The following is a 22,230-nucleotide window of genomic DNA, read 5'->3' as shown; positions in this document are numbered from 1 at the left end:
TTGGGATCGTCTTAGGGGAGCAGGCTGGTCTTGATGATGTTCCCCGAAGCGGAAGTGATGTAGCAATCAACCCGGCGGTCTCCCTGCCGCCAGCTGTCGGGGCTGGGGTAGGCGAGTTGGTACGTCAGCACATAGGCGTTGGTCTTGCTGTTCAGCTTCGCAGCCTGGCATGCTTCCCGGCCCTTTGCCTTCATTTCCTTGGCGCCCGGGAAAGAGTCCCCGGCCGGGTAACGGTGGATGGCCACAAGTTGGGCGGAATGCCCCGACGTGCAGGCCACCACAGTGGCGTCGGCCGCCGAGGCGTCAAAGTCCTTGAAGCAGTCCCCAACCCTGAAGTCCAGGGGGCGGACACCCTTCACGGGGAGGCTGGGGCGCGGTGTTGCCGGGGGCGGGGGAGCGGACGCCGGGGCTGCGGCCGGCCCGGGCTCGCCGACGGCTTGGAGCGTGGCGCCGGCCAGCAGCGAACCGAGGATCCACACGAGCATGCCGGCCACCGCCAGCAACGCGACCAGGAAGCCCGCTTTCATAAGGTTTTGCTGCAGACCGGGTCCAAGCTCCTCGACGGGATTCGTCCCGGGTGCTGAGGAGCCGTCCTGCGGCTCGGAAACCTGCGGCTCGGACACAGGAGGGTCAGACACAGGAGGGCCGGAAACCTGCGGGTCAGGCTGTGCAGTCCGCGGCGGGACGACGGGGGGCGGCGGGATGGGCCGAGGCCCGGCGCCGGGGACTGGATTGCCTTCGTTCACTGGCTCAGCACCCCTTCCATGCGGTTGCGCGGCCTCGGACCAGCTTCCTCCAGCGACTGCTGGAGGGGTCTCCGGCGCTGTCCGGCTTGCTGTGCTGCCGGGTTTCCGGCGCTGCCCAGCGCAGGTTTCCCTGACCGGCCTATTTCACTCGTTCAGGAGACTCTACCGAAAATTTCCTCTCCTACCCCATGATTGCCGCGGTTGTAGCCCCGACACCGGCCCGGCCGACGCACCGGTGGCGAGCAGTTGCCGCCGAAAGCATGTAATCTAGGGATACGACAAATTGACCAATCATTCCGGGGCCTCACCGATCGCCAAGGTGACCACCTCCGGTCCAAGTACAAAAGGGGGTCACGCCATGGGGCGCGGCCGTCAAAAGGCAAAAGCTACCAAGCAGGCTCGGGACATCAAGTACTACTCCCCGAACACTGACTATTCGGCCCTTCAGCGTGAGCTCACGGGTCCAGGAAGTCGTGCCACGAGCCATTTCGCGAATGAACCGGTCGAACCGGACTATTCAGCCTACGTGGATAAGTACGCGGACGATTTGGAAGACGACGACGACGAGGTAGACACCCGTCGGATCGGTTAGTCGTACAGCCGGAACCTGCCGTAAGGCTTTCGGCTGCACGCGGCGTCGTACACTTCGGTTCGGCGTCACCTACCGTCGTCACATTCCGGCACCCTTCGTTTCGGAGAGAGTTTTCTTTCACGGAAGCTCTCCCTAAAGCGAGCGCGGCCACCAAGTTAACAGGCCCGTCGGGCATGCCAGCCATTGGCGTGCCCGGCGGGTTTTCTGCTTCCTGGACGCTGGGACTCGAAGGCCGGGACTCCACTAGGCTGTTAGGGGTTTCAGTCCGGCGAAGGGAGTTGGCATGGTTCAGCGAAGCGGGTACGCCCATGGGGAAGTGTGCTGGGCAGACGTCCAGACTCCGGACGTAGGGTCCGCCAAGTCGTTTTATGCCGCTGTGTTCGGATGGCGCTTTGAGGACCTGCCCACGCCGGACGGGCGCAGCTACTCGAAGGCCTTCATCGACGATGACCTCGTCGCGGTTGTGGCGCCGCAGAATCCCGCCCAGCAGGCATCAGGCACCCCAGCGCAGTGGAACGTGTACTTCTCCGCGGACGACGCTCAGGCAGTGGCCGAGGAGGCGCCGCACGCGGGCGGCACGGTGCAGTTTGGGCCCGAAGATGTGGGGGACACCGGCGTCATGGTGTTCCTGGAGCCGCCCGGCGGCGGTGCCACGGGCGTCTGGCAGGCCGGAACGCATCCAGGCAGCGGGCGGCACAATGAACCGGGGGCCTTCGCCTGGGCCGAACTCCTGACCCCCGAGCCCCGGGCCGCCGTCGGATTTTTCCAGCAGATTTTCGGTCACGAGGTGACCGAGTACCCCCAGGACGACGGCGGAACGTACACCACGCTGATCGTCCGCGGCTCCGAGGTGGCCGGCATAGCCCCCGTCCCCGGGAACGGGGAGGAGGGCGGTACCAGGGATGCGGAGCCGGGGAATGAGCCGGCCGCAGACGACGCCGAGGCCCGTGCCCGGCGTGGCTGGCAGGTCTACTTCGGAGTGTCCAGCGTCAAAGAAGCCGTGCTCGCAGCAGTGACGGCGGGAGCCGAAGTACTCGTGGAGCCCGAATTCGTGGAGGACGCCGGAAGTATCGCCACGCTGAAGGACCCGCAGGGCGGGGTATTCAGCGTCCTGGAGGTTTAGCGGATTTACGCGTAGGTGTTGACCATGTGGACGGCGCCGCCGTCCACTCCCTTGGCGCCCTGGACGTAGTCCGGTCCGGTCTTGAGGATGGAATCGGAGTCGGCGCTGACCGTGCCCATGATCCAGGACGGCAGTCCGCGCTCGTTGAGGCGGGCCACGGCAGCGTCGGCGGCGTCGGCAGAGACGATCGCCACCATGCCCACACCGAGGTTGAGCGTGCGCTCGAGGTCAGCCAGCGGGACGCGGCCGAGCTCGGACACCAGCTTGAAGATGGCCGGCAGCTCCCAGGTGGCACGGTCCACGGTGGCTACCAGGCCCTGAGGCAGGACACGGGCCAGGTTGGCTGCGAGGCCCCCGCCCGTGACGTGGCTGAACCCGTGCACGGCCTTGCCACCCGTGGCAGAGCCTGCGGCCACCGGGAAGGTCCGGGCCAGGTCCAGGCAGTCAGCAGCGTAGACGCGGGTGGGTTCCAGCAGTTCCTCACCCAGGGTGCGGCCGAGCTCGGAAACCTGCCGATCCAGGGCCCAGCCAGCGTGGTTGATGACGCGGCGGACCAGCGAGTAGCCGTTGGAGTGGAGGCCCGAGGACGCCATGCCGATCACCACATCGCCCGCGCGGACGCGGTCCGGGCCCAGCAGGGCATCGGCCTCGACAACACCGGTGGCAGCACCGGCGACGTCGTATTCGTGTTCGCCCAGCAGGCCCGGGTGCTCGGCCGTTTCGCCACCCACCAGGGCGGTACCGGCCACGGAGCAGGCAGCCGCGATGCCGCGGACGATGTCCGCGATGCGCTCGGGGACCACCTTGCCGCAGGCGATGTAGTCCGTCATGTACAGCGGCTCGGCGCCCACCACGACGATGTCGTCAACCACCATGCCCACGAGGTCGAATCCGATGGTGTCGTGGATGTCCATGGCCTGGGCGATGGCCACCTTGGTGCCGACGCCGTCCGTGGACGTGGCCAGCAGGGGACGCCTGTAGGTCAGGAGCTTCGAAACGTCGAAAAGTCCTGCGAAACCGCCAACGCCGCCGATCACCGAGGCGTTGTGCGTCGCTTTGACGGCATCCTTCATGAGTTCGACGGCGCGGTCTCCCGCTTCGACGTCGACGCCGGCGGAGGCGTATGTGATGCCGGCGGTGTTCTGTGCCACGCCGCTCTGGGCAGCGTTCATGTCAGCAGTGGGGGAGGCGGAAGTCATACGGACTCTTTCTTGTCAGCGCCGACGGGGGCAGCGTCGTGGTGAACTTCAGGCACGAGGTCGGCCTCGGTCAGCAGGTTCTCAAATTCGGAATCCGGGCCGGGGTCGCATCCCGTTGCGCCGGGCTTCTCGGCCGGATCTTCCGTGACGGTGATGCTGTCCGGGTTGCCGGGGATCGCTGCGCCCGCGGCGGGAGCAGCGGTGCTGGCCGCATCTGGGCGGGCCGCATCCGCGGGGAGGCCGCCGAGGTCCGTGCGCTCGAGCAGGTTCTTTCCCAGCTTGTCCGAGCCCGGGAGCTCGATGGGGTACTTGCCGGTGAAGCATGCGGTGCACAGGCGCTCCCGGGGCTGCCGGGTGGCGCCGATCATGCCGTCCTCGGAAATGTAGGCCAGCGAATCAGCACCGATGGCCTGCGAGATTTCCTCGATGGTGGCGCCGTTGGCGATCAGTTCCGCCCGGGAGGCGAAGTCGATGCCGTAGAAGCAGGGCCACTGGACGGGCGGGGAGGAGATCTTCACGTGCACGGCGGCTGCGCCGGCTTCGCGGAGCATGCGGACGATGGCCCGCTGGGTGTTTCCGCGGACGATCGAGTCGTCCACCACCACGACGCGCTTGCCGCGGATGACGGATTCCAGGGCGTTGAGCTTGAGCCGTATGCCGAGCTGGCGGAGAGTCTGGGACGGCTGGATGAACGTGCGGCCCACGTAGGAGTTCTTGACGAAGCCATGGGCGAACGGAATGCCGGATTCCTCGGCGTAGCCCACGGCGGCGGGGGTGCCGGACTCGGGCACCGGGATGACGATGTCCGCTTCCTGGGTGTTTTCGCGGGCCAGCTGGCGGCCCATCTCCACCCTGGACTCGTAGACGGAGCGCCCGGCGATTGCGGCGTCGGGGCGGGCGAGGTAGACGTATTCGAACACGCAGCCGGCCGGCGTCGGCTCAGCGAAGCGCTGGGACCGCACGCCCTGCTCGTCGATGGCGATGAACTCGCCGGGCTCGATCTCGCGGATGAAGCTCGCGCCGACAGTGGCGAGTGCTGACTGCTCAGAAGCTACCACCCAGCCGCGCTCCAGCCGGCCGAGGCAGAGCGGACGGATGCCGAACGTGTCCCGCGCGGCATACAGGGTGCCTTCGTCCATGAACACGAAGCAGAAGCCGCCCTTGATCTTCGGGAGCAGCTCGATGGCGGTCTGTTCGAGGGTTTTGCCCTCTTCGCCTTCGAGCAGTGCCGTGACCAGGGCGGTGTCCGAGGTGTTGCCCTGCTTCATTTCGCCGCTGAGCTGGCCGCCGTTGCGGTCGTTGATCATGGCATTGAGCTCGGCCGTGTTGGTCAGGTTGCCGTTGTGGGCCAGGGCGACCGTACCGGTGGCCGTGGCACCAAGGGTGGGCTGGGCGTTTGCCCAGTGGCTGGCGCCGGTGGTGGAGTACCGGCAGTGGCCGACAGCAAGGTGCCCCGTCAGGGTGTTCAGGGTGGTCTCGTCAAAAACCTGGGATACCAGGCCCATGTCCTTGTACACGTTGATCCGCTTGCCGTCACTGGTGGCTATGCCAGCCGACTCCTGACCGCGGTGCTGCAATGCATACAGCCCGTAATAGGTGAGTTTTGCTACTTCTTCGCCTGGTGCCCACACCCCGAAGACGCCGCATGCGTCCTGAGGGCCCTTTTCGCCAGGGAGAAGATCATGAGAAAGTTTTCCATCGCCGCGTGCCACTGGTCGATTATCTCACGTCATCAGGTAAGGAACTTCCGGCGGCCCGTTTATGACCGGAGGTCCGGCCCGTTGCCGTTGTCCTGCCGGTGCCCGGGAGCAGGCTGCCCAGCGGCGCCCGGCCCGGGCTGTTCCGCGTCAGGAAGCGGCTGCTCTTCGGTCTCGGGGACGGCCTCGACGACGGCGTGCCGCGTCCGCCTGACGCTCACCCGGTCCAGGACCAGCGCCGCAATTGCGCCGAGGATCACACCGCCGGCCCCGCACAGGACCATGAAGAAGCCGAAGACCGTCCCCGGGTCGTAGGTGTTGTTGCCTGGCAGCGCATAGGCGATGACCGCCGCCACTGCAATGCCCACGAGCCCGCCGAGAATCAGGAACGGGACGTACTTGGGTGCGCGGCGTACGGTGATCTCGCGCCGTTCAGGGTTTTCGCGCCGTTCAGCGTTCTCGCGCCGTTCTGGGGTGGGTTCAGAGGCCATGCCATCTAGCCTACTGTCAGGGCAGTGTCAGACTGGAACCGGAGCGTCCACGAGCCGCTGCCGCTGTTCGCCGAGCACCTCCCCGCCGGACATGCGCATGACGTCCCCGCTTTTGAGGTACGGGTAGCGGCCCGAGAGCGCCACGCCGGCCGGGGTGCCGGTGGTGATCAGGTCGCCCGGCTCGAGCACCATGTACTGGGACAGCCGGCGGACGAGTTCTGCTGCGCCGAAAATCATGTCCTGCGTTGAACTTTTCTGCCGCGGCTCGTCGTTGACCCAGGATGCGAGGTCGATGCTGCCGGCGTCTGCCGACGCGGCGGGAACCAGCCACGGACCCAGCGGGTTGAACGTGGGGCAGGATTTGCCCAGCGACCATTGCGGCCCGGAATGTTCCAGCTGGTATTCCCGCTCGGAGACGTCATTGGAAAGCACATACCCCGCAATGCAGGCTGCGGCGGCGGCGTTGGACCCGAGGTAGCTGGCGCGCCGGCCGATCACCACCCCGAGCTCCACCTCCCAGTCCACGCGCTGGGCGCCCGGCGGGATCACGACGTCATCGTTGGGCCCAACCACGGTGTTGGGGTGCTTGAAGAAGATGATGGGCCGCTCGGGCGCGGGGAGGCCCGATTCGGCGGCATGCCCGGCGTAGTTCAGCCCCACCCCGATCACCGCGCCCGGGCGGGCGATGGGCGCCCCAATCCGCTTCCCCTCGATGGAAACGAGCGGCAGGCCGGTCAGGTCGAGGTCGTCCAGCTCGTGGGCCCAGGTTTCCAGGAAGGCGCCGTCGATGTCGGCGGTGACGGGCCTCAGGTCGTGCGCCTTGCCCTCGTCGTCGATGATGACCGGGATCTCGTTCCCGGTCGTGCCAATGCGCATCAGCCGCATGCTCGTCCTTTCAGCTTCCGCGGTAGGTGGAGTAGGCGAACGGGCTCAGCAGCAGCGGCACGTGGTAGTGCTCAGGGCCGGTCACCTCGAAGATGAGGTCCACCTCGGGAAAGAATGTGGCCGTGTCGAGGCCGGCGTAGTAGTCGCCCGTGGCGAAGTTGAGCCGGTAATTGCCCGGGGCCAGCTCCTCGGGGCCGAGGTCCTTCGCGCGGCCGTCCGCATCGGTGGTGCCGCTGGCCAGCTGTGTCCAGCGGCCGCCGTCGTTCGCGTAAAGCACGACGGCGACCCCCGCCGCCGGGCGCCCCGCGCCGGTGTCGAGAATGTGGGTGGTTACGTGGGAAACACTCATTCGCTGATCACTCCTTCCAGGCGCAGCAGCGCGATCTCGCGCAATTGCTGCGCCACAATGACGTCTTCTTGGGCGGGGCTGTTGGCCAGGCGCTCCTGCAGTGCCGCCAGGATTTCCGGTGTCGTGCGGCCGGCGGCGCGAATCAGGAAAACGCGGCCGAACTTCTCCTCATACGCGCGGTTTCCGGCGGCCAGTGCCTCTGTGACCTTCGCGTCCGCGGGGTCGACTCCCGCCTGTTCGGAACGGGACATGGACGCCTCCGCGGTCGCCGCCGTCGGGCGTTCACCGATCCGAGGGTGGTGGGCCAAAGCGGCCTCAACCTCGTCCGGAGTGAACGGCGAGGCGGCTTCGCGGGCGAAGCCGAGCAGTGCGTCGCAGGACGCGAAGGGACGGGCATCGGCGATCTGGTCCACCCAGCGTTGGACGTCGATGCAGGGCCGGAGCACGGCGCTGGCGGCGGCGCGGTCCGCTTCATTGAATTCGGCAAGCTTCATGCTTGTTGTTCTCTCTGCAGGTGCTGGCATCCATGGTGACGGCTATGCGGAATGCCGGGTCCTCTCCCGGCGAAGCCCGAACCCTGTTCGCTACTCGGCTCTTCCGCATCATGGAACTGTTATTTCAGCATACGTAATAGTGAAGCGGAAGGACGCCGACAAAGTCAAGAACATCCGCTCCTGTTAGTACTTACCCTTTCATTGCTACCAACCAAGTAGTGAGAGCCGATTCGCGCTTCGAAAAACAGGTATCGCCTACTGGTGACACTAAGTGGGGCCAATCATAGGCTTTTAGCCCACAAGGCCTAAGCGTGGCGCACAGAATATCGTCGCCGCGGATACACGCCTTATAGTGCCGCAAGTTGCCGTCGGTTTCTTCTGAACAGTGGAATCCGCCGGCGTCACCAGAAGTCGCTACCTTTCATGAAGCGGTGAGGCCCGTGTCCAGACCCAGAGCAGTTCCAGCTCCGTATGCAGAGCCCGCGGGCCGGGCAAGACCTTCGCGGAGCAGCGCGCCGGCGTGGCAGGCATGGACGTGAGCGACCCCCTGGGGGCGCCGGTTCATCGGGAAGAGGGGCACGAGCACCTTGTCCTGGACCTGCCGCGCGCGATGGAGAGCCCCGTCCCCCCGGACTGGTCCGGAGCCAGATGGATTGGCGCCGTGGACCTGGCATCACTTAACGGGCACAAGAGCCTGAAGCTGCAGGATTCCGAGGGATACGAGCGTGCCCGGCTGCTGGTGCGGGAGGGCTCATCCCTGCGGGGATTCGTCGATGTTGAAGCGCCCGATGGCGTCCTGGACCGGACGGTCCTCGATTCCGCAGCGGCTGCACTGCCCAAGGCTGAGCCGGTTTCCGCAGCGGTGTCGGCCCCATTTATTACCGTGATCATTTGCACGAGGGACCGGGCCGCCGTGCTGCGCGGCGCCCTCGAGGCCTTACTGCGCCTCGACTATCCGGACTACGACATCCTCGTGGTCGACAATGCGGCGCGAACCACCGAGACCAGAGACATGGTGCTGCACGAGTTCCAGCATCCCCGCGTAAGGCTGATTGAGGAGCCCGTCCCGGGACTGTCCCAGGCGCGCAACACCGGACTCAAGCACGCCCGGGGCGACATCGTCGCTTTCACGGATGACGACGTCGTCGTGGACCACGCCTGGCTGCGGGAAATCGCGGCCGGTTTCGAACGGGCTCCGGGCACAGCGTGTGTCACCGGGCTCGTGCCGGCAGGCGAGGTCCGCTCGCGCGCCCAAGGCTACTTCGATTACCGGGTGAGCTGGTCCAAGAGCATCACACCGAAGGTGTACTCCCTTGCCGACCCTCCTGCTGATCTTCCGAACTTTCCCTTCTGCGTGGGCGCTTACGGCACAGGAGCCAACTTCGCCCTGGACCGCCGCACTGCGCTCAGCCTGGGCGGATTCGACACCGCCCTGGGCGCCGGGACCAGGACCGGGGGAGGCGAAGACATTGACATGTTCACCCGGGTGGTTCTTGCGGGCCATCCCTTAGTGGTCCATCCCTCAGCAGTGGTCTGGCACCGTCACCGCGACGGCCTGGAGGAACTGCAGGCCCAGGCGCGGAGCTACGGTAGCGGATTGGGCGCCTGGCTCATGAAGATCCTGCTGAATCCCCGTACTGCCCGGCTCGCCTTGGCGCGGACGCCGCATGCGCTCCGCCAACTGCTGGCCAACGCCCGGCATCACTCCGTGGAGCCGGCGGACGTCGGAACGGGAGCCTTTGATCCTTGGGATCCAGAGCTTGCCAAGGTCCTGCGGCTGGAACTGCTTTCGGTCGCCCGGGGACCCCTGAATTACCTGCTGCAGCGCCGTTCATGACGTGAGTCAGGCGGCCGTCTTTCGCGGCGCCGAACTGCCCAAAGTTCGCGTTCGCGTCTCCCCACATTTTCTTCATTCGGACCAGAAGGGTTCAGCCACATGAGTCGGTCATTGCAGGAGGAAGTCGGTACATCGAGGCTGCTGATTTACCGGGAGTTGGCCCTGAGTTCATTCCGGTCGTGGGATGGAGTCATTGGGGTTCTGGGCCTGGCGGCAGCACTACTGGTTCTGCTGGACGCCGGCGGGCCAGTACTCGCCCCCTTCAAGCTCATCATGTGCCTGGCACTGCCGGGATGGGCCCTGGTCAGCCGCCTTGCTGACGCCGACCCGGCGGCACGGCTGGTATGGACCGTTGTGGCCAGTGCCATGCTGTTCACGGTGTTCGCTTTTCTCATGGCGTGGTCCGGCACTTGGCATCCACGCCCTGTTGCCGCGGCGGGCCTGGCGGCCGCATCGGCCGCCATTGTTCTGTTCCCGGCCACCCACGGGTTCGGATCCCGGCCGTTCGACTGGCGGTTGCGTCCGCTGCGGGAGCTGATTCCGCTGGGCCGGCTGCGTCCGCTGGAGCGGATGCGCGAGCGGAGCCTCCGGGAACTCCTGCCCTGGCTGATCCTCGGTGCCGCTCTGATCCTGTGGGGCATCTCGCTCGCACTGACCGGAACAGGGAAGTTGGACAGCTGGGGCCTGCTGTCCAAATACCCGGTGACTTGGTATGTTGCCGTGGCCGCTGTCTTGGGTCTCTGCATCTGGGGTATCGGAACGCGGCGGGAAATCTCCGCACGGTTCCTGATCGCCTCCGTCTCCGGCCTGGTCATCATGCTTTATGCGTCAGCGAGCCTGTTGACAGCCGTGCCGCGCCTGCCGTGGAGCTACAAACACATCGCCGTGACAGATTTCATTGGCTCCACGGGCCAGATGGATATGTCCGTGGATATCTACAACCGATGGCCAGGCTTTTTTGCGAGCAGTGCGTTTTTTGGCGAGGCGATCGGAGTCCGGGAGGCCCTGGACTACGCTGCATGGGCGGAGATCGGGTTCGCGCTCCTGAATGTCGTCACCGTCCTGGCCATAGTCCGCACCCTTTCAAGGAATCCCCGGGTGTACTGGACGGCGACGCTGGTGTTCGTATTGGCTAACTGGGTCAACCAGAATTACTACTCCCCGCAGGCGTTCGGATACACGCTGTATCTGACTATGTGCCTCGTCGTTCTCACGTTCCTGCGCAGTACGCCGATCATGGTGGTGCAGGTACTTGAAGAACGCCTCACGAGGCCCCAGCTGCCGGTGATTGAATCCTATGAGAGGCCTGTTGGCCGGTCACTGAGAATCATGGCAATCGTTGCTGTGCTGCTTCTGCAGGCCGCGATCGTTGTGAGCCACCAGTTAAGCCCATATCTGGCCCTCCTGGGGCTCGTCCCGCTTTTCGTGCTGGGGTATTTCCGGCCACGGTGGCTGGCACCCGCCCTTGTGGTCATGACCCTTCTCTATCTGATTCCGAATATTGGTTACATCGAGGACAAATATGGCCTGTTCTCCGGATTCGATGTCTTTGAAAACGCTGGATACAAACCGCGAAGTGACACATTCACGGATCCCACAGCCTGGCTGATGACAACCCGGTGGATGGCCCGTGCGGCTGTGCTCCTGTCCGTCCTGACCGGGGTTCTGGCGGTGGCCGGATTCGTCCGGCGCCTTATCCAGGGTGAAGTCCGGACCACGTTGATGGTCGCGTGGATGGCGGTGGCCCCCGCGTTCGGACTGCTGGGCCAGTCCTACGGTGGAGAGGCGCGGCTCCGCATCTATCTCTTCGCACTGCCGTGGTTGGCCATCGGCGTTGCCTGGCTGTTCTGGTCAGGACCACTGCGTACACGGAAGGCACTCGTGGGAGCCACAGCGTCCCTGAGTGCAATGGCCCTGCTGTTCAGCGTCGTGTACTTCCAGCCGGAGGAGGACCACCGGGTCCCGCAGGGCGACGTGGCTGCCAGCCAATGGATTGATTCCCGCGCCCGTTCCGGTGATGTGATCTTCGAACCGGGCTACTTTTTCCCGACGCTTATTGGATCAAATTATCCAAATTACTATCGGACAATCAGGGTGACGCCGCTGTCAGGCCTCATTAAGAACATGACCGGGCCGGTCAATGCGGAAAACATTGAGAAATACGCTGACAGCATCAAGCCCACGTCCAATGTCTATGTTGTCTTTTCGGACGACAAACGCGAAGACGAGGCTGCGGCCAAGCTGTCACCCTCCGGGACGGTTTCCAACTTCGAACGGGACCTGGGATTCGACAACAGAGCGTCGCGCGTGTTTGAGAGTGAAACCGTCCGGATCTACCAAATTGCCGGAACTCCATAGGTTCGGCAGCAACACTTAATTGGAGTCGGGAGGAACGGATGACTGTGGACGAGGGACACCACAGCGTGCATGAACCGGGGAGCCTGCCCACGGTTCTGCATCCGGACGTGGCCAAAGTCTTCCGGGCATTGGATGGAACGGGTCTGCCATGGGTTCTGCTGAGGGGCGAGCACGACCTTGCCCGGCCCTCGGGTGACGTGGACATTCTGGTCGCCAGTGAGCAGCTGCCAGGTCTTGACCACTTGATGGCGGGCATAGGTTTCCGCCGCGTTCTGGCTACCGGGCACGGCAGCCACCGGTTCTATTTCGCCTATGCCGGCCCGGATGACCTGTGGCTGAAGTTGGACTTCGTGTCTGACATCTCCTTCGGCCCGTATCAGCAGTGGCGTACCGGGCTGGCAGCCGGCTGTCTCCGCAGGCGGGTCCGGAACGGTCCGTTCTGGCTGCCGGAGCCTGCAGACCAGGCGTGGTTGCAGCTGCTCCACCTGGTGCTGGACAAAGGGGAGGTCCGCCCGGAACGCGCCGACATTGCGCGCCGGGCGGCCTCAGCCGCGTCGGCTGACGATGTGATAGCTAAATTCCTGGACCGGCGCGCAGGTCCCGGCGCCGCCGGGCAGGTGCTGAACCTGATCCGCTCCGGCAGATTCGACGAAGTGCCGGCAGTTGCAGCCCGTATGCGGTCCACGTGGACCACTTCGACTCGACGGCGACCCAGCTTCCTTGCCGTGGCGAACAGGGCCCAGCGGCTTCTTACCCCGAGACTGCAGGGCCGCGGACCGGTGGTGGGGGTCATGGCACCTGATGGTGCCGGTAAGACCACCCTGCTCCGAAATCTTGGCGCAGCAGTCCCGCTTCCCAACAGCTACGTCTATATGGGGTTGTGGGGCGCGGGCCCTTGGGACGCCTGGCTCCGCCGGATCCCCGGCGGCCGGCTGGGCAAGAAGGTGTTCCGCCTTGTCCGCGGCGGGCTGGCCGCACGTTATCACTCCCTTCGGGGGCGGGTGGTGCTGATGGACCGGGTTGCTTACGATGCTGTGCTGCCGGGTTCAGCTGACAACAGCGCACTCGGCAGGATAACCAATGCCATGGCCTTTTACCTGGTGCCGGATCCGGATGTCCTTCTTGTCCTTGATGCTCCGGGTGAGGTGATGTTCGCCAGGAAGGGTGAGCATTCTGTCGAGATCCTGGAGGGCCGGCGGCAGGCCTACCTGCAGCTGGCTGACAGCCTGCCCCAGGCCAGGGTTCTTGACGCCGTGCAGCCGCAGGGCGAGGTGCAGAGGCTGGCCACGGACATTGTCTGGCATAACGCGTCACGCAGCGCCGCGAGGACTCCTGAAACAGTTCCTGCAGGCCCGGCTGAGCTGAGCCTGCACTTGTGGAGGTTGCTCGACTGGCGGTTCCTGTTGCCCGTGGTGCAGCCAAGGAGCTTGGGTTACGGCGGGGATATGGGGCGGGACATGGTGGCGGCGCTGCACCTGTTGGACCCCGACGCCGCCCCCATCGGAACTGATCGCATTGAACCTGACCGTATTGAACCCGACCGCATCGGAGCTGACCGCCAGAGCCCGGCGGCAGGGACTTTCGACGTCGTTCTGCTTTCGTCACCTGACCTCCGGCTTTTTGAGGAGGCAGCGGCGGCGGTGGAGCCTGGTGGATGGGTGTGCGCCCAGGTCAGCCGTTCGTTGTTCCGCCGCTCCGGCCCGCGCACGCTGGCAGGCTGGAAGCGCGTCTTCGAGAAGAAAGGCTTCACTGATGTCGCCGTCTATTGGCACGCGCCGAATCTGGAGCGCACAGCACGTATTGTGCCGGTGGCATCAACGACCGCTATCCGGGACACGCTGTCGCTCCAGGACGCCATCAGGTTCCGCAGGACCAAGGTGGCGATAGCCCGCCTTGCCCTCGCGCTGCAGCTGTTTGATTCGGCGATTCCGGAAGGCACCGTGATGGGCCGCCGCAATGGGGGGAGGAACGGCGATGACGTTCATTGACCGGGTTCTCGCGGACCACTACGGCGAGCTGGGGCTGGAGAGGCACGGCATTGGCCGGCAATGGGACACCGTGCTGCTCACGCCGAGGTTCGTCACGTCCCGCCACGTGGTGGCTCTGATCTTCGCCTCCGGGGCGCGTGAACCCAGCCTCGTGGTGAAGGTGCCGCGGCAGCCGGGGGATAACTCCAGTGTTCGGCATGAGGCACAGGTGATGGATCAGCTCCGGTCACACGGTGCGGGCCCGGAGATCGGCGTCCCCGAGGTGGTGGCCGTGCTCGACGCCGGACCCCACGCCGTGTTGATCGAAACCGCCGTGACCGGGGCCCCGTTGAATCCACAACGTGTCGGCGCCAACGTACGCGCCGCTGTGAGCGCCGGTACGGCCTTTGTGGCCGCACTGCCGTGCACGCTGACGGCGCCGGCGAACGGGGACTGGTACCAGCGGACGATCAGCGGCCCCCTGGACGACCTCGTATCCCTCCTGCCGGCGGAGCGCGACGTTTCCGCGCTCGTAGAGCGCACGCACGCGATGCTGGAACCGCTGCGTTCCGTGGAGCTTCCCGCCGTCGTCGAACATGGCGACATGAGTCACCCAAACCTCTTCCTGCAGCCGAACGGCCAGCTTCAGGTTGTCGACTGGGAACGGTCGCGTACCGACGGCGTGCCCGGACACGACCTCGTGTTCTACCTTCAGTACCTCAGTGAATCCAGTGAACGGGCGTTCTCCCGGCTGGCCCAGCTCGCCGCCTTCGACAAGGCGTTCGGTTCAACCGGGTGGGCCCTGGCACCCCTCCGCGGCCACCTGCAGCTGAGAGGGGTGAACCCGGAGCTGCTTCCGCTGCTGGTCATCGCGGTGTGGGCCAGGTCGGCGGCCACCTTGGCCTATCGGCTGGAAAGCGAACGGGGCCCAGATCAGGGCAGGAACCAGATGCGGGCAGCGGTTTTCGGAGACCGTGACTTCTGGCTGTGGCGGCACGTCGTGGATACCTGGTCGGGGCGTTAGCCGGCGGACAGCCTCTCACTGCGAAGGGCGCCGGACCAGCTTCAGCAGTTCATTGTGCAGGGACGAGAAGCCCCAGCGCAGGATTACGTAGACCAGTCCAATGGCAGCGGCCGCAATCCCGAACATCGTGAGGAGACCGTCGGCAAGCGGCAGGGCGAGTCCGGCCAGGCCCACGGCCGCCACCGCCACGCCGCAGACCACACCGGGCACAACGGCCCGGAGGAGCTGCCGCAGCCGCAGGTCCATGACCCTGGCCGCCACCATCTGCATCCCCAGGGCGAACAGCAGTGCCGCGGCAAGCTGCGCACAGGCGATCCCCACGATGCCCCACTGGACGGCAAAAAGCAGGACCGGGGCCAGGATCGCCAGCCGTACGAGGGAAATGCCGATGGAGAGGCCGGGGCGGCCGAGTGCCTTGTACACGTCGTTGGCCCCGGCACCCAGGGAACGCGCGGCCGCGTACAGGGACAGAAAGACCAGCGGCAGGATGGACTGCCCCCACTGGGGACCGAAGACAGCGGGCACAAGAATCGGTGCCGTAACCGCCAGGCCTACGCCGGCAGTCATCCCGTAAAGCGCCTGAATTTCGACGCTCTTCAGGTATCCGCTCCGCAGCCGGTCCGGTTCGCCGCGCACCTTGGCGTACAGGGGGAACAGGACAGTCGACAGCACGAAGAATACGTTGATGATCACCAACTCTGGTGCGCGGAAGGCCAGGGTGTAGAACCCCAGAGCGTTTGCACCCAGAAAAAGGCCGATGATGAGATAGTCGATGTCAAAGATCAGCCGGGCCAGCAATGAACTTCCTGCGACCGGGGCGCCGAATTGCAGGTTCGCCCGGAGGGCATCCTTGCTGACGCGCCACACCTGCCACGGTGCCCGACCAGGAAGCAGGAACCAGCAGGCAGCGGCGTAGGCCACCGATCCGGCCGCCGTTCCGATGGCCAGCGACCAGGCTCCGTAGCCGGCAAAGGCCAGTGACAGTGTGACGATGCCCATGATGGCTGCACGAAGAACGGGAGCCGCCGTCTGGCGCTTGAAATGCAGGTCGCGGCGCAGCAGCGCCTCGGGGACGGCGGCCAGGGCGGTGGCCAGCAATGAGATCGAGAGGACCTGCACCAGGGGTGCCACCTCGGGAAGGTTGAAGACATCGGCTATGGCGGGTGCGGCAAGGACGGCACCTGACGCCAGGAGGCAGCCCAGCAGCACGGAGATCAGGAGGGCTGACCTGGCGATTTCCCCGGTGTGTGGCAGGTAGACAAGCGCCTGGGCGACACCCGCATCGGCTATGGTTTCCGCATAGGCCATCAGGACGATCGCCAGCGCGACCAGTCCGTATTCTTCGGGAGACAGCAGCCGCGCCAGCACGATGATGGTGACCAGGACGAACACCTTGCCGGCGACGAAAGCGAGTCCCTGCCACATCGCCCCCCGGGCGCCGGCCTGGGCGAGTTCCCCGGGCGCGTACTTCATACCGGCGAGCTTCGGGGCTGCGGATTATGGCCGTCCTGGGTGATGGCCAGGCGAAGCTCGTCGAGATACTCCCGCGTGACCACGCCCCATGTCCGGACAGCCGCCTCACTTTCTGTCCCGCTCTGCTCCGTTCGGGGCTCGGTCAGGTACCCCACAACACGGTCCGCAATCCTGCCGATGTCCTCCTCGACGGTCAGCAGAGGGTGGGCCTCCTGTTCACGGGCAGCCACCGGCGTGGCGACTACGGGAGTTCCCGCGGCAAGGGCTTCGCGCACCGAGTTCCGGATGCCTACCCCGTGCTCGTCAGGGAACACAGCAACATCGGCGCCGTGGAAAACATCCAGGACCGTGGGAACGTTCGCCAGGATCTCCACGCGGTCCCCGGCCAGGGCGAGGACCGCCGGTGCGGGACGGCGGCCTGCGATGACGAATCTGGCATCCGGAACCTGTTGCCACACCAGCGGCGCCACCTTGTTGATGAGCACGCCCACGCTGTCGATGTTCGGACCATAGTTAAGGCTGCCGACAAAGCACACCACGGGTCCGTCGCGCCTGGTGCCGGAGCGGACTGCCAGCTCGGCGCCGTTCGGAATGCTTCTCACATCCCGTCCGAGGCGGTCCGACCATTCGACGGCGTCCTGGGCGCCAACGGTGAGGAGCCTCGCCTGTACGGGAAGGCGACGTTCGGCCCTGAGCGCCTGGTACTCCCGGGCCCGGTACGCCGGCCGCATTCTCCCTGCAATGGCTGTATCCATGCCGGCGCGAATCGACCAGGGGTCGACGGTCTGCAGGACCATGGGTCCACGCACATGGTGGGCGAGGGGGAGCGCATGCGGACCATGTATCAGCGTTGCGTCGCTTTGCGCGGAAAGCCGCGACGCCGTTTCTTTTGCTTTCGCAGTGGACCGTTCCTGCTTTCCCAGGCCATTCAGGCCAAAGCATGAGCGCAAGAATGCCACTTTGCGATTACGGGGAGAGAGGATATGAACGGCTTCGCAACGCTCCCGCACTTCGTCCGGAAGCCCTACAGGCCCGGAAAAGGTAAGCAGTGTGACATGGACGTCTTCGGGAATATTACGGAGAAACTCGAAAGGGATCATAGAGCTGCCATCACCAAACACCGGGTCGCGGTTGGGCATACTTTCTGTCACGTACAGAAGCCTCATTGCAAGAGTGTACGTGACCGTAATGAAATCCCGCCTGCATGCGGAAGCGTGACTTTTCTGGGCGAAATTACCGGCACGATCTCAGCGATCCGAGCTTGACTCTACAACTCCGGCACCCATCCAAGCCGCGGCCGCCTTCTGCGTGCTGTTGGTTAGGGTGGACGTGATCGTACATGTCTTGGAACTGGGATGGCATCTTGGCGGTTTTCGTACTGATTCATGGCGGCGGCTCCACCGCATGGGACTGGCATCTGGTCAAACCACTGCTTGAGGCATCGGGGCATGATGTCATTGCGGTTGACTTGCCCATCGAAGACGACAATGCAGGGCTTGAGGATTACACGCATGCCGTGACTGCAGCGGTGGGCGACGCTCAGCACACCATCGTCGTCGGCCACTCGCTGGGAGGCTTTACGGCGCCCTTAGTTTGCGACGCGCTCCAATCCGACGGACTCGTATATCTCGCAGGAATGATCCCACTGCCGGGAGAGACATTCGGCGACTGGTGGACCAACACGGGTCATAATCTCGAGACCATAGATCCGGATCCACAGGCGGCGTTTTTCAACGAAGTCTCTGAAGATTTGGTACACCAGGCACGCGGCAAGGAGCGCGATCAGCAAGGTGCATGGATGGCACGGCCTTGGCCTGGTCAGCGGCATCCGGCCATCCCCACCAGGGCAATACTGTGCCGCGACGACCGGTTCTTTCCAGCCTCATTCATGAAACGCCAAGTACACGAGCGACTTGGAGTCGAACCGCGGGAAATTCCAAGGGGTCATTACGCCACCTTGAGCAATCCAGACGCTGTGGCTGCGGCGCTGGACGACTTCGCCCAAGAGATCGTTCACCGAGGAAATGGAATCGCCGGGGCCGATCCTAGTCCGGAGTGACTCCGCCAAGCCGGGAGGTGACACGGCGGGCCGCGGCCAGGCAGGATTCGCCGAGGCTCTGCAGTGTTTCCGGAGAGACGCGGAAGCGGGGAGCAGGAATAAGGACGGCGGCAACAACACCGCCGCGGTGATCGTAGACAGGTGCCGCCACTCCTACCTCGTCGAGCGATGTGTCGCCGTAGTTAATGGTCCAGCCGCGCTGGCCGGCATTCTTTAAGCGGACCAGGTAGTCCTCCAGGCCTGTCTCATCAAGGCCGGGGTAGGTGATGGTTCCACTGCGCAGCAAGGTCCGTACGCGGTCGGGGGACTCCGCCGCGAGGAACACCTGCACCGAGGCACTGAGGGCGTCGTTGTAGCGGGCGCCAAGGGGTGTTGAGTGCTTGATTTGGTGATGGCTCGCGATCTGCTCTACGCACATCGACTCGGAGCCATTCCACACCATTAATGCACTGGTCTCGCCCGTCTGCTCGGCGAGTTCACGCAGCACGGGGTAGGCCACGCGGCGTTCTTCCAGCTCCGCAAGCAGCGGCCCGGCCACAGCGATGAGGCCCAGCCCGAGGCGGAACCTCCGCGTCTCAGGGTCCCGCTCCACCAGGCGCTCCTGTTCGAACGTCGCCAGTATCCGGGAGACGGTGCTCTTGTGCAGACCCACCCGGTTGGCGATCTCCGTGACGCCCAGCAGCGGTTCGTCCGCCGTGAATGTCCGGAGGACGGCAATGGCATTGACGATGACGGACGCGCCTTTAGAGTCGCCGCTGCCAGCGACGTTAGGTGATTCTGCTGCGCTCATGGTGCTTACCATCATTCCCTAAGAGGACACAGAAGTGGCGCCACCCCTAAATGTGGCGCCACTTCCGGCCCGTCCTGCGGGACGGACGAGGTCAGGCGCCGATGATGTTGTATTCGGGTCCGAACGGGAACTTCGTGATGTTCTCCGCGCCGTCCTCGCCGACCACCAGGATGTCGTGCTCGCGGTAGCCGCCGGCTCCGGGCTGGCCGTCGAGAACGGTGATCATCGGCTCCATGGAAACCACCATTCCGGGTTCGAGCACAGTGTCGATGTCCTCGCGGAGCTCCAGTCCGGCTTCCCGGCCGTAGTAGTGGCTGAGGACGCCGAAGGAGTGTCCGTAACCGAAAGTGCGGTTGGCCAGCAGTCCGTGGCCCACGTAGATCTCGTTGAGTTCGGCGGCGATGTCCTTGCAGACAGCGCCGGGCTTGATCAGTTCGAGGCCGCGCTTGTGGACTTCCACGTTGATGTTCCACAGTTCCAGGGAGCGGGCATCGGGTTCGCCGTAGAACAGCGTGCGTTCCAGTGCCGTGTAGTAGCCGGACGTCATCGGGAAACAGTTCAGCGACAGGATGTCGTGCTCTTGGATCTTCCGGGTGGTGGCCCAGTTGTGCGCACCGTCCGTATTGATGCCGGACTGGAACCAGACCCACGTGTCCCGGATCTCCGAGTCGGGGAACGTGCGGGCGATCTCGTGAACCATGGCTTCGGTTCCGATCAGCGCCACCTCGTACTCGGTGATGCCGGCGGTGATGGCGTTGCGTATGGCTTCGCCGCCCAGGTCGCCGATGCGCGCCCCGTGCTTGATGACTTCGATCTCTTCGGCGGACTTGATCATGCGTTGGCGCATCGCCGCCTGGGCCACATCCACCAGGGTTGCCGATCCGAAGGCCGCCTGGATCTTGTTGCGGTTGTCCAGCGGCAGGGAGTCGTCCTCGACGCCGAGCCGGCGGACAGTGATGCCACGGGTGCGCAGCACTTCCTGGATGGCGTGGATGTAGTTATCCCGGCGCCAATCCGTGTACACCAGGTTGTCCCCGTAGCTGCGGCGCCAGGGCATGCCGGCGTCGATGTTTGCCGTCACCGTTACGGTGTCGTCCTTCGTGACCACCATGGCGTAGGACCGGCCGAAGTAGGTGAACAGGAAGTCGGAGTAGTACTTGATCGAGTGGTAGCTCGTCAGGACGACGGCGTCCAGTTCCTTCTCCGCCATGATGCGGCGCAGGCCCGCCAGGCGGCGCTCGAACTCCGTGTCAGAGAACGTCAGCCTGACTTTTTCGCCGTTGTTGAGGACCTTGAGGCGGTCAAGCCGCGCGACGTCGTTGACGGCTTCGGATTCGGTGATGCTCATGAGGTTTGTCCTTTCGTTAGCTTCCGGGAGGGAGCTGTAACGTAATCAAGATCAAGCGAGTTGCATTGCAAGCAACGCTGTTGCACCAGAGTATGCGTGAGCAGCGACTCGGTCAATCCCCTGGCCGGCGGCAGCGGCGTGCCGACTCCCGACATCACGGCTTTTCGTATCTTTCCGACTAGTACTCATGGAAGCGGCACGTGGTTGCTCTAAGAGGCTGTCCGTTGCGGTGAGCGCGACCCGGCCCTGCCTTCTACCTGGGGTGCTGCCTGTATCTGTTGACAGCCCGTGTGATGGCTGCCATATTTTGCAGTAGCGCTATGTGCATCGTGTTGTGTAATACGCAATTCGCAAATGCCGAAGCGTCACAGTATGGCCGAGGGTCTCGAACGGCAGGACCAAGATTTAGAGCCCCAACGAGCAGCTGGATTGGCACTGGTGCCGTCACCCGCGGGTCCGCGGAACCCAGGAAAGGAACGCAAGCTAATGGTTCATAAAGTCAAGGCAGTCATTGCCCTGGAGAAGGACGCTCCGGTGTCGGTGGAGACGATTCTGGTGCCGGATCCGGGGCCGGGGGAGGCGTTGGTGGACATCCTGACGTGCGGGGTGTGTCATACGGATCTGCATTACAAGCTTGGCGGGATCGGGGATGAGTTCCCGTATCTGTTGGGTCATGAGGCCACGGGTGTGGTGGCGGCTGTGGGTGAGGGCGTGACGGAGGTGTCTGCGGGTGACCGGGTGATCCTGAACTGGCGTGCGGTGTGCGGGCAGTGCCGGGCCTGCGCGAAGGGCCAGCCGCAGTACTGCTTCAACACCGCCAACGCGACGCAGAAGATGACCCTGGAGGACGGCACGGAGCTGTCCCCGGCGTTGGGCATCGGCGCGTTCGCGGAAAAGACCCTGGTCGCGGCCGGGCAGTGCACCAAGGTCGACGAGGACGCCGACCCGGCCGCTGTCGGGCTGCTGGGCTGCGGCGTGATGGCCGGGATCGGGGCCGCGATCAACACCGGCGAGGTCAAGCGCGGCGAGTCCGTGGCCGTGATCGGCTGCGGCGGCGTGGGCATCGCCGCGATCGCCGGGGCGAAGCTGGCCGGGGCCACCACGATCATCGCGGTGGACATCGATGAGAACAAGATCGCGATGGCCAAATCCCTGGGCGCCACGCACGGGGTGAACTCCCGGCAGGCCGACCCGGTCGAGGCGATCCGGGCACTGACCAACGGCAACGGCGCCGACGTCGTGATCGAAGCCGTCGGACGGCCCGAAACCTACAAGCAGGCCTTCTACGCCCGCGACCTCGCCGGCCGCGTGGTCCTGGTCGGCGTGCCGACCCCGGAGATGCAGCTCGAACTGCCGCTGCTGGACGTCTTTGGCCGCGGCGGGTCCCTGAAGTCCTCGTGGTACGGGGACTGCCTGCCCTCCCGGGACTTCCCGATGCTCGTCTCGCACTACAAGCAAGGCAACCTGGACCTGGACGCGTTCGTGACCGAACGCATCACCATCGACCAGGTCGAGGAAGCCTTCGACAAAATGCACCACGGCACCGTGCTGCGCTCCGTCGTCGAAATCGCACCCGCAACCGGAACCGGTCAGGCCGGCACGGCACCAGCGGCCGAGCCGGCGGTGGTGTCGGTATGAGCGTCAGGATCGAAAACCTCGTCACCTCCGGCACGTTCTCCCTGGACGGCGGCACCTGGGACGTGGAGAACAACGTCTGGATCATCGGCAACGACACCGAATGCGTGATCATCGACTCCCCGCACGACGCGGACGCGATCATCAGCGCCGTGAAGGGCCG

The 22,230-nt window shown here is 64.9% G+C and carries 19 protein-coding genes and 1 pseudogene; 9 read left to right on the top strand and 11 right to left on the bottom strand.

The genetic code is table 11. From position 1 onward, the window contains the following. Positions 1-11 precede the first annotated feature (11 nt). Positions 12-638, bottom strand: coding sequence for a septum formation family protein (locus ACIP90_RS14270; RefSeq protein WP_400580070.1), 627 nt, complete (start codon positions 636-638; stop codon positions 12-14). A 466-nt stretch (positions 639-1,104) separates the two neighbouring features. Here ACIP90_RS14270 and ACIP90_RS14265 point away from each other — a divergent pair, with 466 nt between their 5' ends. Together ACIP90_RS14265 and ACIP90_RS14260 are read left to right on the top strand one after the other, a co-directional pair. Further along, positions 1,105-1,338 carry a DUF3073 domain-containing protein gene (locus ACIP90_RS14265; RefSeq protein ID WP_205652002.1) on the top strand — a complete coding sequence of 78 codons (234 nt, stop codon included), beginning with the start codon at positions 1,105-1,107 and terminating at the stop codon, positions 1,336-1,338. 283 nt (positions 1,339-1,621) lie between these two features. Then, entirely contained in the window at positions 1,622-2,461 is an 840-nt protein-coding gene (locus ACIP90_RS14260; protein WP_400580069.1) for a VOC family protein, read from the top strand. 5 nt (positions 2,462-2,466) lie between these two features. Here the strand turns inward: ACIP90_RS14260 and purM are convergent, their stop codons facing one another. Genes purM through uraD form a run of 6 tightly spaced genes read right to left on the bottom strand, consistent with a single transcriptional unit; the run spans position 2,467 to position 7,576 of the window. Then, positions 2,467-3,660, bottom strand: a complete 1,194-nt coding sequence (gene purM, locus ACIP90_RS14255; protein WP_400580068.1) for a phosphoribosylformylglycinamidine cyclo-ligase — start codon at positions 3,658-3,660, stop codon at positions 2,467-2,469. Then, positions 3,657-5,372, bottom strand: a complete 1,716-nt coding sequence (gene purF / locus ACIP90_RS14250) for an amidophosphoribosyltransferase (RefSeq protein WP_400580067.1) — start codon at positions 5,370-5,372, stop codon at positions 3,657-3,659. Before purF ends, purM begins: the two co-directional genes overlap by 4 nt. 47 nt (positions 5,373-5,419) lie before the next feature. Continuing rightward, on the bottom strand, positions 5,420-5,848 hold the full coding sequence (locus ACIP90_RS14245; protein ID WP_400580066.1) for a hypothetical protein: 429 nt from the start codon (positions 5,846-5,848) through the stop codon (positions 5,420-5,422). Between the two features lie 27 nt (positions 5,849-5,875). Further along, positions 5,876-6,733 carry a fumarylacetoacetate hydrolase family protein gene (locus ACIP90_RS14240; protein ID WP_400580065.1) on the bottom strand — a complete coding sequence of 286 codons (858 nt, stop codon included), beginning with the start codon at positions 6,731-6,733 and terminating at the stop codon, positions 5,876-5,878. A 10-nt stretch (positions 6,734-6,743) separates the two neighbouring features. Further along, positions 6,744-7,082: a hydroxyisourate hydrolase gene (uraH, locus tag ACIP90_RS14235; protein WP_400580064.1), complete on the bottom strand. Its 339-nt coding sequence runs from the start codon at positions 7,080-7,082 to the stop codon at positions 6,744-6,746. Further along, positions 7,079-7,576: a 2-oxo-4-hydroxy-4-carboxy-5-ureidoimidazoline decarboxylase gene (gene uraD / locus ACIP90_RS14230; protein ID WP_400580063.1), complete on the bottom strand. Its 498-nt coding sequence runs from the start codon at positions 7,574-7,576 to the stop codon at positions 7,079-7,081. The genes uraH and uraD overlap by 4 nt, the downstream gene beginning before the upstream one ends. A gap of 535 nt (positions 7,577-8,111) precedes the next feature. Between uraD and ACIP90_RS14225 the strand changes: the two genes are divergently transcribed. The 4 genes from ACIP90_RS14225 (at position 8,112) to ACIP90_RS14210 (ending at position 14,762) form a co-directional block, all read left to right on the top strand. Next, positions 8,112-9,413 (top strand): glycosyltransferase, encoded by a 1,302-nt coding sequence (locus ACIP90_RS14225; RefSeq protein ID WP_400580062.1) that lies wholly within the window; start codon positions 8,112-8,114, stop codon positions 9,411-9,413. Positions 9,414-9,512: 99 nt separating this feature from the next. Next, positions 9,513-11,771 carry a hypothetical protein gene (locus ACIP90_RS14220; RefSeq protein ID WP_400580061.1) on the top strand — a complete coding sequence of 753 codons (2,259 nt, stop codon included), beginning with the start codon at positions 9,513-9,515 and terminating at the stop codon, positions 11,769-11,771. Positions 11,772-11,809: 38 nt separating this feature from the next. After that, a complete protein-coding gene (locus tag ACIP90_RS14215; protein ID WP_400580060.1) occupies positions 11,810-13,759 on the top strand; it encodes a hypothetical protein in 1,950 nt (649 codons plus the stop codon). Next, the gene (locus tag ACIP90_RS14210; RefSeq protein ID WP_400580059.1) at positions 13,746-14,762 is read left to right on the top strand and encodes an aminoglycoside phosphotransferase family protein; all 1,017 of its coding nucleotides are present in this window, start codon (positions 13,746-13,748) and stop codon (positions 14,760-14,762) included. Before ACIP90_RS14215 ends, ACIP90_RS14210 begins: the two co-directional genes overlap by 14 nt. A gap of 15 nt (positions 14,763-14,777) precedes the next feature. Here the strand turns inward: ACIP90_RS14210 and ACIP90_RS14205 are convergent, their stop codons facing one another. Then, a complete protein-coding gene (locus ACIP90_RS14205; protein WP_400580058.1) occupies positions 14,778-16,235 on the bottom strand; it encodes a lipopolysaccharide biosynthesis protein in 1,458 nt (485 codons plus the stop codon). Beyond that, positions 16,232-17,032 (bottom strand): glycosyltransferase family 4 protein, encoded by an 801-nt coding sequence (locus ACIP90_RS14200; protein ID WP_400580057.1) that lies wholly within the window; start codon positions 17,030-17,032, stop codon positions 16,232-16,234. Before ACIP90_RS14200 ends, ACIP90_RS14205 begins: the two co-directional genes overlap by 4 nt. Positions 17,033-17,598: 566 nt before the next feature. On the opposite strand from ACIP90_RS14200, the gene ACIP90_RS14195 reads away from it, so the two are divergent. After that, positions 17,599-18,294, top strand: coding sequence for an alpha/beta fold hydrolase (locus ACIP90_RS14195; protein ID WP_400580056.1), 696 nt, complete (start codon positions 17,599-17,601; stop codon positions 18,292-18,294). Here the strand turns inward: ACIP90_RS14195 and ACIP90_RS14190 are convergent. Continuing rightward, positions 18,281-19,084 carry an IclR family transcriptional regulator gene (locus ACIP90_RS14190; RefSeq protein WP_400580055.1) on the bottom strand — a complete coding sequence of 268 codons (804 nt, stop codon included), beginning with the start codon at positions 19,082-19,084 and terminating at the stop codon, positions 18,281-18,283. The two genes, ACIP90_RS14195 and ACIP90_RS14190, sit on opposite strands and share 14 nt — an antisense overlap. Positions 19,085-19,175: 91 nt before the next feature. Next, positions 19,176-20,432, bottom strand: a complete 1,257-nt coding sequence (locus ACIP90_RS14185) for an aminopeptidase P family protein (RefSeq protein WP_400580054.1) — start codon at positions 20,430-20,432, stop codon at positions 19,176-19,178. A 486-nt stretch (positions 20,433-20,918) separates the two neighbouring features. Here ACIP90_RS14185 and ACIP90_RS14180 point away from each other — a divergent pair, with 486 nt between their 5' ends. Together ACIP90_RS14180 and ACIP90_RS14175 are read left to right on the top strand one after the other, a co-directional pair. Beyond that, complete coding sequence (locus ACIP90_RS14180) at positions 20,919-22,070, top strand: S-(hydroxymethyl)mycothiol dehydrogenase (protein WP_400580053.1); 1,152 nt, start codon at positions 20,919-20,921, stop codon at positions 22,068-22,070. Then, positions 22,067-22,230 (top strand): annotated as a pseudogene (locus tag ACIP90_RS14175) (MBL fold metallo-hydrolase); the annotation flags it as partial. The gene ACIP90_RS14180 and the pseudogene ACIP90_RS14175, both read left to right, overlap by 4 nt.

This window comes from Arthrobacter sp. NPDC093139 (assembly GCF_044754165.1).
Classification (GTDB): Bacteria; Actinomycetota; Actinomycetes; order Actinomycetales; family Micrococcaceae; genus Arthrobacter.
The sequence above is the reverse complement of the archived record's forward strand: the minus strand, read 5'-3'. Positions and strand labels throughout refer to the sequence as shown.

Excerpts from the sequence above, each read along its gene's own strand:
- ACIP90_RS14220 (WP_400580061.1), top strand. The coding sequence starts at position 9,513 with ATGAGTCGGTCATTGCAGGAGGAAGTCGGTACATCGAGGCTGCTGATT.
- ACIP90_RS14205 (WP_400580058.1), bottom strand. The coding sequence starts at position 16,235 with ATGAAGTACGCGCCCGGGGAACTCGCCCAGGCCGGCGCCCGGGGGGCG.
- ACIP90_RS14185 (WP_400580054.1), bottom strand. The coding sequence starts at position 20,432 with ATGAGCATCACCGAATCCGAAGCCGTCAACGACGTCGCGCGGCTTGAC.
- ACIP90_RS14180 (WP_400580053.1), top strand. The coding sequence starts at position 20,919 with ATGGTTCATAAAGTCAAGGCAGTCATTGCCCTGGAGAAGGACGCTCCG.
- ACIP90_RS14210 (WP_400580059.1), top strand. The coding sequence starts at position 13,746 with ATGACGTTCATTGACCGGGTTCTCGCGGACCACTACGGCGAGCTGGGG.
- ACIP90_RS14265 (WP_205652002.1), top strand. The coding sequence starts at position 1,105 with ATGGGGCGCGGCCGTCAAAAGGCAAAAGCTACCAAGCAGGCTCGGGAC.
- ACIP90_RS14260 (WP_400580069.1), top strand. The coding sequence starts at position 1,622 with ATGGTTCAGCGAAGCGGGTACGCCCATGGGGAAGTGTGCTGGGCAGAC.
- uraH (WP_400580064.1), bottom strand. The coding sequence starts at position 7,082 with ATGAGTGTTTCCCACGTAACCACCCACATTCTCGACACCGGCGCGGGG.
- purM (WP_400580068.1), bottom strand. The coding sequence starts at position 3,660 with ATGACTTCCGCCTCCCCCACTGCTGACATGAACGCTGCCCAGAGCGGC.
- ACIP90_RS14245 (WP_400580066.1), bottom strand. The coding sequence starts at position 5,848 with ATGGCCTCTGAACCCACCCCAGAACGGCGCGAGAACGCTGAACGGCGC.
- ACIP90_RS14200 (WP_400580057.1), bottom strand. The coding sequence starts at position 17,032 with ATGGTCCTGCAGACCGTCGACCCCTGGTCGATTCGCGCCGGCATGGAT.
- ACIP90_RS14240 (WP_400580065.1), bottom strand. The coding sequence starts at position 6,733 with ATGCGGCTGATGCGCATTGGCACGACCGGGAACGAGATCCCGGTCATC.
- uraD (WP_400580063.1), bottom strand. The coding sequence starts at position 7,576 with ATGAAGCTTGCCGAATTCAATGAAGCGGACCGCGCCGCCGCCAGCGCC.
- ACIP90_RS14190 (WP_400580055.1), bottom strand. The coding sequence starts at position 19,084 with ATGAGCGCAGCAGAATCACCTAACGTCGCTGGCAGCGGCGACTCTAAA.
- ACIP90_RS14215 (WP_400580060.1), top strand. The coding sequence starts at position 11,810 with ATGACTGTGGACGAGGGACACCACAGCGTGCATGAACCGGGGAGCCTG.